The sequence below is a fragment of the Cyclobacterium sp. 1_MG-2023 genome (assembly GCF_030546805.1).
In the GTDB taxonomy this organism is placed as follows: Bacteria; Bacteroidota; Bacteroidia; order Cytophagales; family Cyclobacteriaceae; genus Cyclobacterium.
In genome coordinates this window covers 77,159-96,560 of record NZ_JAUOPC010000009.1, presented here as the reverse complement: position 1 = coordinate 96,560, position 19,402 = coordinate 77,159, and the positions used below count along the sequence as shown (strand labels likewise).

Genomic DNA, 19,402 nt, shown 5'->3' with positions numbered 1-19,402 from the left:
ATATTAATTCTATCAAATTAAGAATATGGGACATAAAAACCCAATTTCATGGGTTCAATTATATTTGAAATTCATGCTTCATGGTTAAACACCAAAGTAATAGTAAAAATGATAGATTAAGATAATATCCATTGAAATGAACCCCGTTTGAATTGTTCAATCTAAAATTGCACGCATCGACACCTTTCGGCAGGCTCCGGGACCATTCTCAGGGTTAGAGACACTAGCCTTAACTAGGCTCCCACTCAAGGGTATTCAATATAACCTGGAGAAAATTTGGGTTTTTATAATCTGATGCCGCATGCCCTGCCTGGTAATAAAACACCATCCCTTTGCCTTTTGGACTGTACCAGCCTGAAGTGGGCTGGGCTCTTGCTCCACCCTCTGTCCTAAAACCAAATAAAACGGTCTTTTGGTCGTCGGTAAAATGCTGGTTTAAAAACAACTCAGTATTGAAAAGTTGGAAAGCATCAAACTCCCACTCCCCATCGTAATTTGTTTCGTACTCGGATTTAAATGGGACGGCTTTTTCATAGTTGATCCCATTGCTGGTGATAAAATGTCCGGGATTTAGATTTACCATGGAATAGGTCAAATTAGCCAATACCTTCCATGGGTATTCCTTATGGTCCCTTGGGTACAATTTTATACCTAAAAATTCAAGCCATTCGGGATTTTTCATTTTTGAAGAGGAAATTCCATGATGCAAGACAACCAATGAACCTCCATTCATGGTATAATCAATTAATACCTGTGTCGTTCTTGGAGCATGGGTTACATGAACATACATAAAAACAAAGTCAAAACCGGATAAATCGGATTGAAGTTCTTCTTCATTTGCTTTGCTGACGAGGTAACCATTTTCCTTCAAGCCATCCGCCAGAACGTCCATTTCAGGCCAGGTATCAGACACTATTAAAACCTTGTTCTTTTGTGCAAAAGCTGAAATTGAAATAGGTATCAGTACGATTAGTACCAACAAAAATTTAAACGATGGTGATTTTAGGTTCATGGTTTTCTGTTTTTTTCTAGAGCCAAAGTATAGGTATATACCTACTTTCTCCTACCCTGTAGTTTAGCGTATGATAACTTACCTTATAAGTTCTCTTAAAGTTAATAATAATGAGTAAACTGTCAGCGCTCCTTCTTTTAGTCATTTTCTTTAGTTATTCCTTTTTGAAATGCCTTCAGTAAACTAAATGTATACTCGACATCATCTTCAGATTGCCGTGACCATTCCTTGGCAATACCTGAAAGGTGTACTTCCGTAAGGTTCTCAGCTACTACTTTCTGAATACGGTCATTAAATTGTTTCGATTTTTTCAGGTATTCTCTTGCCTCTCTACCTAGAACCTCTGCCGCAATTACCCTCTCATCAAAATCATCGGTAATCATCGTATCATAATGTTTTTTGGTAATTTTATCGAATTCGATATCATAAAAATGGGTTATTATTTTTAGGATATCTCCTAAATCATTATCTCTTTCTTCTGGCCTATCACTCCATGCAATTAATTTTAAAAGTATCATACCAGCTAAAGGGGGGACGTTAACCCATTTATTTTCTATTCGTATAGAAGAGGGTGATTCCAGCACTTCTTGAAAACCTAGGATGTGCAAATCTGAATACCGTTTATTAAAATCCTCTGTGTCATTTTCTTGTATTTGACCTAATGGCAGTAAATCTATAACTACATTATCCTTCTCAAAATAATAAGTCCATGGTTCTTTCGCTTTACGAAAGCCTTTAATTTTTAAAGCTTCTCCAATCTCCTCGTATTCTTTCATAGAAGAAAGCATAATGGCAAAATCTATGTCTTTTGTACCTCGACTTGGTTTAAAACCATCTTTAAGTAATTCTAAAGCAATAGCATTTGCACCAATAAGGTAATATGGGACTCCAAATTGTTCCATTACTTCATCAATGAGATGAAATACTTCGGAAAAATGGGGTATCGCTAACTCTTTATATGATTGATTTGATTTGCTCATTAAATATCATTGCTGCAGTTTCCTTATTTCGTTTTCCTCCTCCAATTAAAAGTTCAGCATAAACAATTATTGAAGGAGCAGTTTGGGTATTCAGGTTTTGATTCCAGAACATTTCCACGACTTCTAGATCACCATCTTTCTTAGGTTTAAGTTTATAGTTTCGTATTAGGTTAGCTTGGTCTTCATTCGTATAAAGAATAAATTTCTCAGGTCGTAAATAATGGGTAATCAAATCTGCTCCTGGCTCCCCTCCCCAAGCAGCAATCCCCTCATTTAATTGAATATCTTTCCAATCTACCCTCATTTGGTAAGTCTTTTTCTTTAACCCTGGCTTAAGGATAGTTTCATAATCTTCGATCCAGCGAAATAACAATTCTTTTCTTTTTTGCCAAGTATACTCTTTTTTATTTAGTGGCAGAAGATATCCAGTTGCCTTCAGCCCATCTAAGACTTGCGGGATATTACCTAAACCTACACCTGTATATTCTGCGATTTCTCTTTGAGTTTTATTCACGAGCTCTGGTTTAAGTAAAAAATGAAAGAGTACTTTTAACCCCGTTTTTGTAAATGCTCTATTCCCTTTTTCATTTGTGTGGTTAATCGGTTTGTGGGTATCTACTAATAAGAATAAATGTCCTTTTTCTATATAAACATTACCATTTGCCTCTATATAAGGCATTTTTCGTTCGCGCAAGGCGATTTTTACTTTGCTAGGAATCCGTTTTGCTACTAAAAGAACGTCTGAATCCATTCCTTTATGTGCTTCTAACTGAGCAACAATGTATTGACGTACTTCTTTTTTTACTTCAATAAAAAAGTGATACTGTTGCTGGTTATTAAATAGTGTAAGTTCACCATCGAATTGTCCTTTTGGTGAATAGTCGAATTGAAAGGGAACTTCTTTTTGTACGTTCTCTAAGGCAATATTTAATATTTCTCTCTCCATTTGTTCACAAATATAACATGTTCACGTTACGTGAACAAGAGAAAAACGTGAACAGTATAAAATTACTCATATGCACTAGCATGTCCAGTCCTAGAAAGCTTATGCTACACTGTCGGCATTTGATTGTATTCCTTGTTCTACTTACCAATGATAGGTCGCTCTAATTTTAAAGTATAGTTACCGCGTTACTACCTAAAATAATAAGCCCCTTAAATCAAAATCCGAAACCATTCTCTATAGTTACACTAATTACCAAGACCCTTACAATGTTTCATAAATTGGACCCTGAGCCTGCCGAAGGATCCGCTTCGCTTTTTATACTCCGCTTCTTTCTATTCACTGATTGCATGCATTTTCACTTTGATTCCGAGGAGGTTCTACTGATTTTAGGTACATTTAGTGCTTCTTGCGCATCCGGTTTCCTGTTCGATGTAATGTCCGCATCACCGTACCACATTACACCTACCCCATAGCCCATTTCACAATCGGTCCAACTCCATATTTCCATATCCAACTGCAAGGAGGATGAAAATGGCATACCATCCAAAGTTCTGCTACGGGTTTCAGTACTAAAACCCTGGCTATTCCTTTCATCACCTGTTTTTCGGTTGAATTTATTGTAAACATTGGACCGGGGCTGGGCATGGAAGGGGTGCTCGTAAAAATCAGTGCTTTTCCCGCCCCAGGAGTAGCCATAATAGTCTTCTGTTCCAGTACCAAATAGGGATGGAAAATCTTCGCCATCTACCCAGATCTTCTCGTCTCCTTCTCCCCACCATCTTTCTACCGGATTCATCACTGTAAGTGCATCTGCTACATATACCCCACGACCTTTAAGGCTTACATAGTTCCAGTCGGAAAATGGACGGGTGGAAACCGGGTATTGTCCTCTCCAAGCAGCATGAAAATACATGCTTCTGGTATCCCATTTATAATCATCCACCATGGCATTTAATTCAATAGTTATTGGCTCGCTATCTAAATTTTCAACACTAATGCTCGCTGTAGATTGGTAGGGCATGACCCATCTACTGGTAAGTGTTCCATCTTCCCCAACGGTGTTGTGCCATCCTTGATAGGGATTCAAACCTATTCCTGAGCCAAAAAAATCACCTATTGGACACCAAACGGTTTCTTTTCCATCAAAATTCATTTTAATAATCGTGGAGCGCATACGCTCGCTTTTTTCATAAGACCCAAGTTTGAGTGCAAGTGTCCTAAGGGCTGCCTCCCCTGCAGGCAGTGTTATGGTTTTTTCTTCGCCTGCAAGCAAAGTTGCTTGCACCTTTACCTGCTCTCCTTCACTGTAGTTGGTTGGGGTTAAAATCTCTTTTCCAACTTGCTCAGCCAATTTTTTAGAATTGTCAAAATCTTCCATCGTAAATGTTTTCACAGCTGTTCCTTCCGGGTATTCACGGTAGGTAAACTGATAAAAGAATGGTGGCCCTGTAGTTGTGATTTTACAACTTCTGGCATAGGGTATCGGGAAGAAGGATACTGCTGAGCGCAAGGATTGATGGGCAAAGGGATAGGGTATTAGGCCCGTTCCATTCAGTAATCCCAAGGCATTTCCTTCTAGCACCGGTTCAGCATTCCCATCCAAATATATTTTAATCTGTAGGTCAGTATCCGGTTTGTCGGCATGGAAGTAAGGCATCCAGGTACGCACAATAGCTCCCGGCCCATTGTGCTCCATCAACACCCATTCCTTTTGTTGCTTGTTTTCTTCGGTACGAATAAAGTTATGGTCATTTTCATTGGCATTAAAGTCGCGGTTCTTGAACCAGCCAATACTGTCTTTGGGATCCACCGATGCCCGATTATAACTGCTTTGTTGCTTTAGCCGAAAATCTGTTTTGGGAAATCGTGACTGTTCCTCTCTATCCACCATTTCGTTCAACATAGATTCCACAGACACCGCACTTCTTTCATCAGTACATGAAAAGAAAGGACAACATAGCGCAAATGCAAAAATGCTTAACTGAAGTATTTTAGGTAAATGAATCATAAGGTTAATGCTTAATGTATGAATCGTAGCTTTGGTTTGTGCATTTGTCTTGTGCAGCTATGATTTTCATACATGATGTTGTTCTTTCGTTTTTCCTTTTCAAATCAGAACATGTAAATAATTAGCCGAATCAATTAATTCATTTTTACGAAATCGATCCAATATCTCAAATTCATCTAAATTGGGATTGGTTCTATTCAACACCAACGCTCTAAAAGCTTCCACTGCAAGATCAGTATTTAGATCAATTGTGTCCGTTATAAAGTCATCTGCTGTCTTTGCTGTTAATCCGAAGCTTGCCAAGTATTCTTTAGGAAAGTCCTTTATGTTATTCGTGACAATAATGTTCGCATTTGTTTTAATTGCTGCTGCTAATACATGTCTATCTTTGTCGTCAGGCAATTCTAACGTGTTAACAAGTGGCTCATAATTATCAACCAATGCATCTGGGAAAGCAAGTTGAGCTTTGCTTAATCTCTTTTTAATCTCTTGGTCAGGAACCCCCTTTCGTTTCATCACGTTCTCCCATTCACAAAATATGTGCTTACTCCATTTTACGGTGAAAAGATCATATGAGGCAAACCAAAATAGAAGATCTCTGATATCAATAGGGTAAATCACATTGGTATCAAGTACACAAGTGAACCGAACACTATGAATCATACAACCCCGCTTCTTCGTCAGCCCTCATGATTTCTTTAAGGAACTCACGTTGTTTGGCTTTCATTTTTCTTTTATAATCAATAATGTCTTGATATTTAATTCTTCTGTGTTTACCAATTTTTGTAAAGCTAATTTCTCCGGTTTCAAGTAATTTCACCAAATGTGGTCTTGAGCACCCTATAAGTTCCGCTGCTGCCTGAGTAGTAATTTCAGTTGCAATTGGAACTATAGACACAGGTTTACCCTGGCTGGTTTCCTTCAGAATTTTAGCTAGAAGTTGCAGTGCTTTTAAAGGAATCTTAATTCTCTCGTTAGTCTCTTCGATTTCAATTTCAGGGTAATCAGAATGAATTTGATCTAATGCTGCGGCCAAGGCACCATAGGATTCCATCGCTGTCTTTTGCTCTTCTTTAGAAGGTCTTTCTATGTTATCAATGTTGTTCATGTCTATTTACTTTGCACAGTAAATATACGAAATACTCGAAACAGCGTTCGTTTATTTCGAATTTATTCCAAATGAAGGGCAATAGCTATATATAGCAATATATTAACAGGTAAATGAGTATATATGGACTATATACCATCCCCCAAAATTCCAACCCTTAAATTAAGGATTTAGGACAATTATTCAAGTGTCATCCCTACATTTAATTTTGAAAACAAGATATTTACTGTAACAACCAATGGATATTATTCAGTTAGAAAATATAAAACTTGTTTTTTCTAAAAAAATATAAGCCATAGCTTTTGTATTAGGCGAAGAAGGCTACCAATTCATCAAAAAACAGGGTGTTTAATACATAATCCAAATCTATAAAACCTACCCCTACTCCTCCCTAGGCATCATTTCCTCTCTCTCTGCAATTTGATAGACAAGGGATGCAATTACTGTGGCATTGATCATCACATCTCGTTCGGGCACGTATTCCAAGGCATCCAGGTTGGTATGGTGGGTTACGGTGAAATAGTTTAACATGTCCTGAATGATCTGGAATCCGGGGATTTTGTAATAATCAAAAACATCGTGGTCGGTGTAGTTGGTATTTTGAATACTTAGATTACCCACATCAAGATGATCATAAGGCGCCAGCATTTCCTCAAAAACAGGTCGTACGCCTTCATTTCCCTGCAGGTAGATGCCTCGCATTTTACCTGCCCCATTGTCCATGTTTAAATAGGCAGAAATTTTTTCAACTTCCTTCTTTCTGCTTGTTTCCCCTACTTTGCCATAGTGGTCCTCAGCATAGGCCAATGAACCTAAAAAGCCTTGTTCCTCGCCTCCCCATAGGGCAATTCTTATGGTTCGCTTGGGTTTCAATCCTGTGGCTTTGAGGATACGCATCACTTCCATCATCACACCGGTGCCTGCTCCATTGTCTGTGGCGCCGGATGCCGGATGCCAAGTGTCAAAATGGGCACCTATCATCACCACTTCATCTTTTAATTTGGGGTCTGAACCTGTAATTTCTCCTATGATGTTCACATTATTTTCCGGCTTCAAATAAAGCTCTGAATCCAAATGAAATTTGATTTTTGGATGGATTTCTCTGTCAACAAGACGTTTTAATTTCCCGAAACTTTCCGGAGAGATTGCAAAATAGGGCACTGATTTGATGTGACTTTCTCTAAAACTGTAGGTACCACTCGGATGAACAATACCTGGAAATAAAGGGGTAGTTCCTAAAATACTTAATGCTCCTTCTTCTTTCAGGAAGGCATAAAAAGCATCGTTCTTCCGCATTCCTTTTTCAAAAACAACATCCTTATTTGCTACCAGGTCAACATTTCCGGAAGTTGGGCCCAATGGACTTGGAGAGGCTGGTAGTATATCTTTTTTAGCGCCCTCGATTTCCTCTTCGGTAAATCTTTCCGAAAGTGGATCGAACAACATGTTTTTCTTGGGAACCGAGCCTATCAATACCGTCTTCCCTTTCAGTTTCCCTGCCCATTGTTTTTTCACGGCTTCAATAGCTCCATAATTTTCTATCCATACCATGTCCCCTATTTGCACACCCTTGGAACTTTCGGTCCAGGCATAAGGATAGGCATCTATTTTCATATAGGCCGGTTCAATCATTTCCACATTAAATGACTTCACTTCCCAACCCATACAGTCGTCACAATAATTCTCGAAATACACCTTGTCCACTCCCCAAGCTTCCATGGTTTTCTTCGCCCAATGGGCTGCGGTAAGGTACTGATCGGTACCGGTCAATCTAGGCCCATAAACATCGGACAAATCTCCTATAAGCTGCATGACCTGTGACCGCTGAAAGCCTTCGGTGTTGATTTTGGAAATCGCTTGGGATGTTGTTTGTCCAAAGGAACTGAATCCAACAAAAAGAAATAGGGCAATAAATAGAGTAGAAAAGACTTTCATAAGGTGATCGAAAATATACTTGGTTAAAATCGAATGAAATTAAGAAAGAATTATGAAAGCACAAGGCCACAAATAATTATAATGTTAGATATAGCGGACTAGTTATGGACTAAAGCAAGATTTGAGAATACCTCCACCTAATCCCTATACCTTTTCCCTCTTATTTAAACCTTAGGGTTCTCTATGCCTCACAGAAACGTTTAGTATAGACCACACCATGAGGAATTATATAGTAAAATGCCTGTCAATCAAAGTCCCGGACAAATTAAAGGGAAAATGATAAAGAGATGGATGAAAAACATAACGACATAGATCAAGCCCATCACCAAAGGATAAACAAGCATATTGTGCTTTGTTCGGGGACTGATATTATGGGTCAATAAGCCATGTACACCTGCCATAAACATTAGAAATGGCACAACAGCAAACAATTGCAAGAAACTAGCGGCATAATTTTGGTAGGCAATGCCATAAAAATAGCCACCAATAAGGATGGAAAGGACAATTAAAATCCAGGAAATTCTTTTAGTTATCATGATATTATAAGGTTACAAAGTAGATTATTGATTTTGATTCAGTTGGAATAATTGTTTTTCATTAAACTCAGAACAGGCACATGACTCCGGAACTCCATTTTTTTCACCAGATCCGGATGAAACAATTTTTCCAATAGTCCGTTCTCTTTCTTTTCCAGCATAACCAATAGGTCTATCTGGTTTTGATCTATAAAATGCACTAATCGATCTTCCGCTTTCTCAGAATACAGCCCCTGAAAACTAATATTAGGATAGTCTATCAGGTCATGAATTTGTTTTTTAAAGTATTCGAAAAACTCGGCACTTTCAGCCTCATCATATTTACTTACATGCGTAACAATGATTTCAGGATGAAAAGGAGATATGATTTGTACCAAATCTTGCAGGGCCTTGAGGTCTTCTTTTTGGAAATCAGAGGCGAAAAGCACTTTTTTCAATTTAAATGCTAAAACGTTCTCCGGTACAGCCAAAATTGGGACGGGAGACTTGCTCAATAGAGATTTGGTGGTACTTCCAATCAGCAATTCTTTGACTTTACTCCCTCCTTTGGTTCCCATCACCACAAGGTCCGCACTGCTCTTTTCTATGGCCTCTAATATCCCCTTTGTCATAGAATCATTTTCAACAGTCAGGTAAGTCACATCCAAAACTTCATCGCTCCCGGTATGGGATTCGAAGAGCGCTACTAATTTTTTCTCTGCCTCCCTAATACCCTGCTGTTCCATATCAAGGGGGTCTTCTATGTAGGGATATTCCCATGCAGTAGGCACTTCAAATACATGAAGCATTATCAATTCAGCACCATGGTTTCTAGCAAGGTTTAATGCAAAATCAAGAGACTTTTCAGCATTTTCAGAAAAATCCGTGGCAAACAAAATCTTTTTCATAACAAGCTTCTTTTGGTTTTCATTTTAAAACTACTTGAAACATAGTAGAACTTGTATGACATAAGTCACTAATCACCTCATAGCGAGAGAAATCCTTCATGGGTTTCTGTTTACAACTACATGGATTTAACTCGGATTGTGCCATAGGATTCAGGAAGCCTGTGCCATGTTTATGGGAAGGGTTGCAATCGCGAAAAAATCAGGTTGTTTGGAGGTTTTAGCAAAGCGTTGATACTTCATGTAGATAAGATATTCCGCCCCTCCAGGGCTTGGATTTACAATTGTTGATGCTGACACAGGGCTTCACCCTGTGCTAGGATATTTCGCCCCTGCAGGGCTAGAATAAAGTTATTTCTATAAAGTGGAGGCCTGAAAGGCTGGCATCTCATAGCGATGGGTGAAGCCCATCGGTACATAGTTTAGTGATTCCACAAGCCAGGGCAAAATATTTCATTTCTCGATTCTGGGTTTAACCAAATTTAACCTAGTAAGGCACACTCTTTGATAATCTGAAAAAATACAGTCCCTTTCTCCGTATAAACAATTGTAAGCCTCCCTTCCAATGAAAAACTTAAAAACCAATATTTACTTTAAAGTAACTACAATCACCATCATCGGTTTGTTATTACTCATTCCAACTTTTATGATTGAAAATTTAATTAGTGAAAGGGAGTGGACCCAAGATGAAGCAATCAGGGAAGTCAGTGCCAAATGGGGTGAGGAACAGACAATTTCCGGTCCTTTTATTTCCATTCCTTACCATCGCTATGTAAAGCAATTTTCACCCAAAGATTCCATTGAAAAAATAGTTCAGATAAAAGAGCATCTCCATATATTACCAACAAAGCTTAATATTTCCGGCAATATAAACCCCGAGAAACGCCATAGAGGCATCTACGAAATCGTCGTCTACAATTCTAAACTTGATATTTCTGGAACATTTAACCAATTTGACCTGAAAGCACTTGATATCCAAACTAAAGATATTTTATTTGATCAGGCAGAATTTGTGTTGGGGATAAATGACCTCAGAGGGATCGAAGAACAAGTGAATTTGAATTGGAATAAGGAAAAGGTCTCCTTCAATCCCGGTGTACCTACCAATGATATCGCAGGTAGCGGCATCAATGCTTCTTTAGCGATCGACCCAAATGTTGATAAAATTTACGATTTTGATTTGAGTCTAGACATAAAAGGAAGCCAAAAACTGTATTTTACCCCGGTTGGCAAAATAACGGATATTGATTTATCTTCAGAATGGCCCAACCCAAGTTTTAATGGTGCATTTTTGCCCGACCATAGAGAAGTAAATGATAAGGGATTCAATGCGAATTGGAACATCTTGCATTTAAATAGAAACTACCCTCAAATATGGGCCGGAAGCCGACATTCCATTGATCCCTCTTCTTTTGGAATAGACCTACTCCTGCCAGTCGACAATTACCAAAAAACCTACAGATCCATCCGATATGCAATCTTATTTATTGGCTTTACCTTCCTTGTATTTTTCTTTATTGAGGTACTAAATAAAATTTTTATTCACCCAATCCAATACATCCTGGTTGGGGTTTCATTGATTGTTTTTTATACGCTTTTACTTTCCATATCCGAACACCTTAAATTTAATCTCGCCTTTATTGTTTCCGCTATAGCAACTTTGTCCCTTATCGCAGGATACGTGAGGGCCATCTTAAAATCGGGTAAATTAACCATGCTGATCACCGGAATTTTAACGGTGCTTTACAGCTTCATCTTTGTAATTATTCAACTTCAGGACTATGCGCTCCTTATTGGAAGTATCGGTTTATTCATTATTCTGGGGCTGGTTATGTACTTCTCACGTAAGATTGATTGGTACAATATTAACTTGGAAGGAGAAAAATAGTAATCCTGCCACATTTAGAGATAGAGGTAGCCCAAAGGTTTCGCATTTTCTTTCCCGAAAAATGTGAAACCTTTGCCTAAAAGGCTGATATCTCAACGGGATGGGTGAAGCCCATCATTCCATAGATTAGGAATTACATAAGCCCTTACCAAACAAAATATATTACCTCTTTAAATTTAATGAATCATTCACCATAAAGAACCATATCCTGTTTTGAGTATTTAATTAATTATCGTAATATTGCAATCAAACAATAACCAAGGATGGGCTTAGCAAAAACAGAGATATTTACCGACAAACAAAACGAAATCGCTTTGTTTGCAAAAGCCTTTGGGCATCCAGCCAGGGTATCCATTTTACAATACCTGTTTAAAATTGATTCCTGCGTTTGTGGAGATATCGTCAATGAAATCGGTCTGGCCCAACCTACCATATCCCAACATTTAAAAGAGCTTAAACAGTTAGGACTAATACAGGGCAATGTGGAAGGAACAAGTGTTTGTTACTGCATCAACAAAGAAAAATGGGCCGCCATGAAAGCAATATTGACCGATTTTTTAAACCAAGGCCATTCCATTAAGCCCACTTGCTGCTAAAGATAAAGAACCTAAAACTGAATTTTAGCCGTTGAGACCAAATTCATTACGGAATCATTTATTAAGATCAATCCTATTCCATACTCAGTAATAAAATCCATCACTCATGGAAACGACTCAGTCAAAAATTCTTCAACCATTAACCAACACCATTAGCACCTTAAACCTGGTAGATATACCGGAGACACGCAAAAAGGCGTTACAGCCTTTGATTGATTTTATTCAAGCTAAAGCAGATACACAACAAGAAATTCGACTTAATTTTATCTGCACCCATAATTCCAGAAGGAGTCATTTATCACAGGTTTGGGCCCAGTTGATGGCCCATAATTTTGGAATAAGTAATGTGGTTTGTTATTCCGGAGGAACTGAAGCCACAGCCCTTTTCCCTATGGTTGCAGAAACCCTTGAAAATTCAGGATTTCATATTCAAAGCCTATCGAAAGGAGAAAATCCTGTCTACGCAATTAAATATGCAGAAAACCAACATCCTATTGTAGGCTTTTCTAAAAGGTTTGACGATGCTTTTAATCCCAAATCAAATTTTGCGGCAATTATGACTTGCTCTCAGGCTGATGAAGGCTGCCCATTTATTCCGGGAGCAGAGAAACGTATCCCAATAACCTTTGAGGATCCCAAAGCCTTTGACAATAGCCCTGTACAAGCAGAAAAATACGAGGAAAGAAGTTTGCAGATTGCTACTGAGTTGGGCTATGTTTTTTCCAAAATCAAACCCTAAGGTGAAGGTTAAAATACCACTGCTCAATGATTTTAATGGATGATTGGTAAGACAATGCTTACACTTGTTGCCAATTCCGGGTATAGGAGAGAAAACTGTTTTTAATGCAGTGCTATATCTCTACTAGATTTTCCAACTTTTATTTCCTCTCGCCATTTTTAATATCTTCCATATTGCTGGAGCAATTCCGGTCGATTGTCAAAGAATTGCGTTATTTTTGTGCCTGAGAAAAATTCAACGTCGTGTACAAACAGATCATAAAGCCCCTTCTTTTTCTAAAAAATCCGGAATCTGCACATCATTTCACATTTTCCTGGATCAAAATATTGTTTAATTTACCCCTGCTTAAACAAGCAATAAAGGGGAATTTTGCATTTGAACACAAGGAGCTGGAAAGAGAAGTGTTTGGTTTAAAGTTTAAAAATCCCATAGGATTGGCCGCCGGTTTTGACAAGGACGCCAAGCTTATTGATGAAATGTCTCTTTTAGGATTTGGCTTTATTGAAATTGGCACCTTAACCCCAAAACCTCAGGATGGAAATCCACAGCCAAGAATGTTTCGCCTTCCGGAAGACCAAGCACTGATCAACAGGATGGGCTTCAACAATGGTGGAGTGGCAGCAGCTGTGGAAAGGTTGAAAAATAGAAAATCTGATGTTTTGGTGGGAGGAAATATCGGTAAAAACAAAGTTACCCCAAATGAGGATGCCATTTTGGATTACCTTTTTTGCCTACATGCCTTGCATGCACATGTAGATTATTTTGTGGTAAATGTAAGCTCTCCCAATACGCCGAATTTGCGGGAATTACAGGAGAAGGAGCCTTTAAAGAAACTCTTGGCCGTAGTGAATGAAGCCAATTTTACTTACGACAAACCCAAGCCTATTTTGCTAAAAATCGCACCGGATTTAACGGATGGACAACTTGATGATATCATCTCAATAGTGCAGGAAACAAAGATTGCAGGAGTGATTGCTACCAATACCACCATAGACAGGGAGGTATTGAAGACAGATGCTGCACAGGTCAAAGCCATTGGAGCAGGAGGCATAAGCGGAAAAGTATTGAACGAGAGGAGTACTGAAGTCATAAGGTACCTGACTCAAAAATCAGGAAATGCATTTCCGGTAATTGGCGTCGGTGGAATTTTTTCTGTGGAAGATGCCAAGGCAAAATTAGCGGCCGGGGCTAGTCTGATACAGGTATATACTGGTATGATTTATGAGGGGCCCAGCCTAATAAAAAGATTGAAAAAAGGCCTGGTAAATAATTCAGTACGATAAGAGAACTTTTATATTACCAAAGCAAGCATTAAATTACATCCCTACAGCGGAGAAAGGAAGCACCATGGCTGCAAATACGTACAAAAAAAACACTTTTAAAAAGAAGGAGACCCCTGGGAAACCAGCCCCCAAAAGTAAAAGAAAATTCAATTGGGCTTTTTTCAATGATAAACGCTGGAGTTTATCTTTTGGAATCCTCTTTTTGATGTTTTCTGTTTTTATGTTTTTGGCTTTTTTGAGTTACCTGTTTGTAGGACAGGCAGACCAAAGCCTCGTTAACGCATCAGGAATGCCAATTCGTACCAAGGCAGGTGAAACCCAAAATCTATTGGGCTATACGGGGGCTGTTATGAGTTATTTCATGATTTACCGCTGGTTTGGAATCGCTGCCTTGTTCTTTCCTCCATTCTTGTTCTTTTTGGGCTACAGGTTATCTTTCAAAAACTCTCTGGTATCCCTTACCCGCTATGCGGGATTTTCATTGTTCTTTTTGGTATGGTTGGGACTACTGATGGGCTATCTGGTTCATCTGATTGATGGCTATAATTACCTGGCATTTCTTAGTGGGGGTTTTGGTTATGAACTTGCCATGCTTTCGGATGCCTTTCTTGGCTGGGGCACCTTTATCCTAATCTTTGGGTCCTTGTTGATTTTTGTTATCGTATTTTTCAATGTGGATCAAATTACTTGGTTCAATGGCTCTGAAAAAGAAACATCACAAGCCACAGATACTGAAGACAGGCAGAACAATTATGTCCCCGAGGGCAAAGATGAAGACGATTTTATTGATGAACCCATAGAGGAAACTGAGGCGGAGGAAGATGAACCGGAAGAGGAGGAAGAAAAATCTGATGCCAACAGCTGGAAGGTTTCTGATGCAGATAAGTCAGCACAGGTTTCCAAAAAAGACAAAATCTCTTCCCCTGCATTTAAGGTAGAAGACACGACAAAAGATGGCCCGGTGGAAACTGAAGATCCATTGGCAGGCAATAACTTCGTTGTAAAGAACAAGGGAAATGAAGAAAAGACTGCCGAGATGGTTGAAAACTTGGATCCATACGACCCTACCCTTGACCTTCCGAGCTATCAGTTCCCTACCTTGACTTTGCTCAACGAATATGACCAGCAAAAGGTCACTGTGACAAGGCAGGAATTAGAGGAGAATAAAAATAAGATTGTTGAAACGCTTATTAACTTTAAAATAGGCATACAGGAAATTAAAGCCACCATAGGCCCTACGGTAACCCTATATGAAATTATTCCCGAACCGGGGGTAAAAATAAGCAAAATTAAAAACCTGGAAGATGATATCGCGCTTAGCTTGGCTGCATTGGGGATTCGTATTATTGCTCCAATTCCAGGAAAAGGAACGATAGGCATAGAGGTTCCGAACAAGAATAGAGAATTGGTGGCTGCCCGCTCCGTATTGGGCACCGAGAAATTCATGAAGAGCGACAAGGAGCTTCCAGTAGCATTGGGAAAAACCATATCCAATGAGGTATTTGTTGTTGATTTGGCCAAAATGCCCCACTTATTAATGGCCGGAGCAACCGGGCAGGGTAAGTCAGTAGGCTTGAATATGATTCTAGCTTCCCTAATTTATAAAAAGCATCCATCCCAGCTTAAGCTTATTCTGGTGGATCCTAAGAAGGTAGAGTTAACGCTATTTAATAAAATTGAAAGGCATTTTCTTGCCAAACTTCCAAATGCTGAGGAAGCCATAATCACCGATACAAAAAAAGTGATCTATACATTGAATTCCCTGTGTATAGAAATGGACAACAGATACGATTTATTAAAAGATGCAGGATGTAGGAACCTGAAGGAATACAATGCCAAATTTGTCGCTCGAAAGCTAAACCCTGACAAAGGCCATAAATTTATGCCCTATATTGTTCTGGTGATTGATGAACTTGCCGATTTGATGATGACTGCAGGCAAGGAAATTGAGGGGCCCATTGCCAGACTAGCGCAATTGGCCAGAGCCATTGGAATACATCTGGTCCTAGCCACCCAAAGACCATCGGTTAATGTGATTACAGGTATAATCAAAGCCAACTTCCCTGCCAGGCTGTCCTTCAGGGTAACCAGTAAAATTGATAGCCGTACCATTCTGGATGCAGGAGGGGCTGAACAATTGATTGGTATGGGCGACATGTTATTATCTATGGGTTCTGATGTCATTCGCTTACAGTGCGCTTTCTTAGACACCCCTGAAGTAGACGCGGTATGTGATTGGATAGGCGACCAAAGAGGCTATTCTGACGCCTACCTGCTGCCTGAATTTGTTGGAGAAGAAGGCGACAGCGGCATTGGAGAAGTTGACTTGTCGGAACGAGACGCCTTATTTGATGACGCCGCCAGACTTATTGTAATGCATCAGCAAGGCAGTACTTCCCTGATCCAAAGAAAACTGAAGCTTGGTTATAATCGTGCAGGAAGAATAATTGATCAACTGGAAGCTGCCGGAATTGTTGGCGCTTTTGAAGGCAGTAAGGCTAGGGAAGTATTGGTCCAAGATGAAAACACTTTGGAACAGTTATTGAATAACCTATAAAATATATTGATTTGTAACATGTTAAGTAAAAAAATAATCACCATAGTACTCATTTTTAGTTGCTTTTCCACTGCTTTATTTGCGCAAAGCAATGCCAAAGCAATAGAAATCCTTTCTAAGGTCAGCGAAAATTATAAAAACCTTAACGGTTTCACAGGGCTTTTTGAATACAGTTATTCCACAGAAGATGAAGGACTTATCCAAACCAATACAGGAAATGTGACCGTAAAAGGCGATAAATACAGGCTTACGCTTGATGACCAAGAAATATTTAATGATGGAAAAACGGTTTGGACACTAATAAAATCCTCCAAATACAAAGAGGTCACCATAAACAATGTGGAAGATGATGCAGATGAACTTACCCCTTCTAATGTTTACAACATCTATAAAAAAGGTTACACCTCTCAATTGATTGGTAGCAGTGATATAAATGGCATTCCGGCCCATGAAATTTTACTGACTTCAGATAAACCCAACGCTAGGTTTAAAAGAATCAAGCTTTACATTGATAAAGCAAAAAATGAAATATTGGCTTGGGAGATCAAAGATGATGTTGGGGGAACATTTAAATATACTTTTAAAGAGTTGAATCCCAATGTGAAGATTGTGGATGATTACTTTGTATTTAAAGTAGGTGAAAATCAAGATGTAGAGGTAATTGATTTGAGGTAATCCCTCAGATTTAATATTTCCATTCCCTTTTTTATAAATTTGCCCCATGACTTCTCAAGAAATATTTGCCCAAATACAGAAAAAATCCTCCTTTCTATGTGTCGGCTTGGATCCCGACCTACAGCGAATCCCTAAACATTTGCTTAAGGAAGAGGACCCTATTTTTGCTTTCAATAAAGCAATCATTGACAACACTAAAGACCAAGCGGTGGCTTATAAACCAAACCTTGCCTTTTATGAGGCCATGGGACCCGCGGGTTTAGAGACATTGGCAAAAACACTTGACTATATCCCAGAAGACATATTTACCATAGCCGACGCCAAAAGAGGTGATATTGGAAACACCTCTCGACTGTATGCCAAGGCATTTTTTGAGCAGATGAATTTTGATGCCATCACAGTGGCCCCGTATATGGGAGAAGACAGTGTGGGACCATTTTTAGAATTTGAAGGGAAGTGGGTGATTCTATTGGCCCTCACCTCCAATCAAGGGAGTAAAGACTTTCAATTCATAGAAAATCAATCCAACCAACCACTTTATGAAACTGTGTTGGAAAAAAGCAAAGCCTGGGGAAATACCGGAAACATGATGTACGTGGTTGGGGCGACACGAGGAGAGTCAATTGCCGAAGTAAGAAAGCTGGTACCTGATCATTTTCTACTGGTTCCCGGCGTTGGTGCCCAAGGAGGAAGCCTGGAAGAAGTGGCCAAATTTGGAATGAACAGTCAATGTGGGCTTTTGGTAAATTCATCCAGAGGAATCATTTATGCCTCCTCCGGAGAAGATTTTGGTGAAGCCGCCAAAAAAGAAGCCATCCTTCTTCAGGAGTCAATGGCAAAGCAACTGGATATTTACTGTAAATAAAATATCCAATCCAATTATTTCGTTTTCTTTATATTTTTAGGTAATTTCATAAGGCAATTATGAAATAAACCTATGTTTCGTTTTCAAGAGGATTTTCTTCAGCTAATTTGGAAATACCAGTATTTTGATAAAAATACCTTGGAAACTGAAGGAGGTAGCTCCATAATCATTCATAAAATAGGTTTTCATAATCAGCACGAAGGTCCTGATTTTAAAGAAGCAGAAATTTCACTCGGAGGAATCCGTCATTATGGTCACATAGAAATTCACCTTCGCACTTCCGATTGGAAAAACCATAAACATCACTCAGATAGTGCCTACAATGCAGTAATTCTTCATGTGGTTTGGCAACATGATGAAGAAGTAAAAAGAAAGGATGGGACCCTAATACCCACATTGGCTCTTGAAGGAAAGGTATTGTTGGATGTAATTCGGAATTACCAAAGACTACAAAGTTCTACTAAAAAGCTTCTTTGCACGGACAGCCTCCCTGATCTCTCTTCAATTTTGAAATTTTCCATGTTGGAAAAAGCGCTCGTCGAACGCCTTCAAGGCAAAAGTGACCAGGTTTTGGATCTGCTAAAAGAGAATGGGAATGATTGGGAAGAAACAGCTTATCAATGGCTGTTTTTTTCATTTGGTTTTAAAACCAACAGTATCCCCATGTTAAAATTGGCGCAAAGCCTACCTTACAAGTTAATTAAGAAAAATGCAGGGAATATTGAGCAAATTGAAGCCCTAATCTTCGGGCAGGCCGGTTTGTTTACGCCTTCATTGGATTTAAGCCAAAGCTATGAAAAAGGGTTGCAGGCGGAGTATGACTATTTGCTTAACAAATACTCTCTTAAGAGAAACCTTTTTCCCTCAGAATGGAAATTTATGAAGGTGAGGCCAAGTAATTTCCCAACTGTTAGATTGGCTCAGCTTGCAGCCTTGCTCAGCCGAAGCCCCCATCTATTTGACTTGGTACTTCATGAATTAGACAGCAGTCAATCCATTGAAAGAACCTTTGATTTGTCTGTGAGTGAATACTGGAAAAAGCATTATCACTTTGGTAAGCCAAAGCCCCATGCTACGCAAGGAAAATTAACCCAAAACATTCTGGGACTTTTAATAATCAATTATGTGGTGCCTCTTTGGTATGCCTACGGAAGATATGCAGACCTTTCCGTTTGGCAGGAGAAATGCTTCAACCTTCTACAGGAAATCCCTGCAGAAAAAAATAGCCTAATCGATATTTATCAGGCTGTGGACTGGCCGGCCCTCAATGCCTACGACAGCCAGGGCATGCTTGGGTTGTACCATCAATACTGTTCCAAACGCATGTGTTTGCATTGTAAAATCGGTCAAAACTTGCTCAGACCTAATTTAAAATGATCTTTTGCATAGG

At 39.1% G+C, this 19,402-nt stretch carries 17 protein-coding genes; 8 read left to right on the top strand and 9 right to left on the bottom strand.

Annotated features, from left to right (window positions below; all coding sequences use genetic code 11):
* Positions 1–229: 229 nt before the first annotated feature.
* The 9 genes from Q4534_RS15225 to Q4534_RS15185 all read right to left on the bottom strand — a co-directional run bounded on the left by Q4534_RS15225 (position 230) and on the right by Q4534_RS15185 (position 9,412).
* Complete coding sequence (locus Q4534_RS15225; RefSeq protein WP_303614007.1) at positions 230–1,012, bottom strand: ThuA domain-containing protein; 783 nt, start codon at positions 1,010–1,012, stop codon at positions 230–232.
* Between the two features lie 137 nt (positions 1,013–1,149).
* Entirely contained in the window at positions 1,150–1,992 is an 843-nt protein-coding gene (locus tag Q4534_RS15220) for a hypothetical protein (protein WP_303614006.1), read from the bottom strand.
* Complete coding sequence (locus Q4534_RS15215; RefSeq protein ID WP_303614005.1) at positions 1,967–2,938, bottom strand: type IV toxin-antitoxin system AbiEi family antitoxin; 972 nt, start codon at positions 2,936–2,938, stop codon at positions 1,967–1,969. The genes Q4534_RS15220 and Q4534_RS15215 overlap by 26 nt, the downstream gene beginning before the upstream one ends.
* A 355-nt stretch (positions 2,939–3,293) precedes the next feature.
* Complete coding sequence (locus Q4534_RS15210) at positions 3,294–4,946, bottom strand: glycoside hydrolase family 172 protein (RefSeq protein ID WP_303614004.1); 1,653 nt, start codon at positions 4,944–4,946, stop codon at positions 3,294–3,296.
* A 99-nt stretch (positions 4,947–5,045) separates the two neighbouring features.
* Complete coding sequence (locus tag Q4534_RS15205) at positions 5,046–5,609, bottom strand: PIN domain-containing protein (RefSeq protein ID WP_303614003.1); 564 nt, start codon at positions 5,607–5,609, stop codon at positions 5,046–5,048.
* Complete coding sequence (locus tag Q4534_RS15200) at positions 5,599–6,054, bottom strand: excisionase family DNA-binding protein (RefSeq protein ID WP_303614002.1); 456 nt, start codon at positions 6,052–6,054, stop codon at positions 5,599–5,601. Before Q4534_RS15200 ends, Q4534_RS15205 begins: the two co-directional genes overlap by 11 nt.
* Positions 6,055–6,435: 381 nt before the next feature.
* Positions 6,436–7,989 (bottom strand): M20/M25/M40 family metallo-hydrolase, encoded by a 1,554-nt coding sequence (locus Q4534_RS15195; protein WP_303614001.1) that lies wholly within the window; start codon positions 7,987–7,989, stop codon positions 6,436–6,438.
* A gap of 248 nt (positions 7,990–8,237) precedes the next feature.
* Positions 8,238–8,525, bottom strand: a complete 288-nt coding sequence (locus Q4534_RS15190; RefSeq protein WP_303614000.1) for a hypothetical protein — start codon at positions 8,523–8,525, stop codon at positions 8,238–8,240.
* 38 nt (positions 8,526–8,563) lie between these two features.
* Positions 8,564–9,412 carry a universal stress protein gene (locus tag Q4534_RS15185; protein WP_303613999.1) on the bottom strand — a complete coding sequence of 283 codons (849 nt, stop codon included), beginning with the start codon at positions 9,410–9,412 and terminating at the stop codon, positions 8,564–8,566.
* A 562-nt stretch (positions 9,413–9,974) separates the two neighbouring features.
* Between Q4534_RS15185 and creD the strand changes: the two genes are divergently transcribed.
* The 8 genes from creD to Q4534_RS15145 all read left to right on the top strand — a co-directional run bounded on the left by creD (position 9,975) and on the right by Q4534_RS15145 (position 19,389).
* A complete protein-coding gene (gene creD / locus Q4534_RS15180) occupies positions 9,975–11,297 on the top strand; it encodes a cell envelope integrity protein CreD (protein ID WP_303613998.1) in 1,323 nt (440 codons plus the stop codon).
* A gap of 263 nt (positions 11,298–11,560) precedes the next feature.
* On the top strand, positions 11,561–11,893 hold the full coding sequence (locus Q4534_RS15175) for a helix-turn-helix transcriptional regulator (RefSeq protein WP_303613997.1): 333 nt from the start codon (positions 11,561–11,563) through the stop codon (positions 11,891–11,893).
* A gap of 106 nt (positions 11,894–11,999) precedes the next feature.
* A complete protein-coding gene (locus Q4534_RS15170) occupies positions 12,000–12,632 on the top strand; it encodes a low molecular weight phosphatase family protein (protein ID WP_303613996.1) in 633 nt (210 codons plus the stop codon).
* A 242-nt stretch (positions 12,633–12,874) separates the two neighbouring features.
* Positions 12,875–13,915 carry a quinone-dependent dihydroorotate dehydrogenase gene (locus tag Q4534_RS15165; protein WP_303613995.1) on the top strand — a complete coding sequence of 347 codons (1,041 nt, stop codon included), beginning with the start codon at positions 12,875–12,877 and terminating at the stop codon, positions 13,913–13,915.
* 64 nt (positions 13,916–13,979) lie between these two features.
* Positions 13,980–16,472: a DNA translocase FtsK gene (locus Q4534_RS15160; protein ID WP_303613994.1), complete on the top strand. Its 2,493-nt coding sequence runs from the start codon at positions 13,980–13,982 to the stop codon at positions 16,470–16,472.
* 18 nt (positions 16,473–16,490) lie between these two features.
* Positions 16,491–17,147 carry an outer membrane lipoprotein carrier protein LolA gene (locus Q4534_RS15155; RefSeq protein ID WP_303613993.1) on the top strand — a complete coding sequence of 219 codons (657 nt, stop codon included), beginning with the start codon at positions 16,491–16,493 and terminating at the stop codon, positions 17,145–17,147.
* A 46-nt stretch (positions 17,148–17,193) separates the two neighbouring features.
* Positions 17,194–18,012, top strand: a complete 819-nt coding sequence (gene pyrF / locus Q4534_RS15150; RefSeq protein ID WP_303613992.1) for an orotidine-5'-phosphate decarboxylase — start codon at positions 17,194–17,196, stop codon at positions 18,010–18,012.
* Positions 18,013–18,084: 72 nt separating this feature from the next.
* Entirely contained in the window at positions 18,085–19,389 is a 1,305-nt protein-coding gene (locus tag Q4534_RS15145; protein ID WP_303613991.1) for a DUF2851 family protein, read from the top strand.
* Positions 19,390–19,402: the final 13 nt, after the last annotated feature.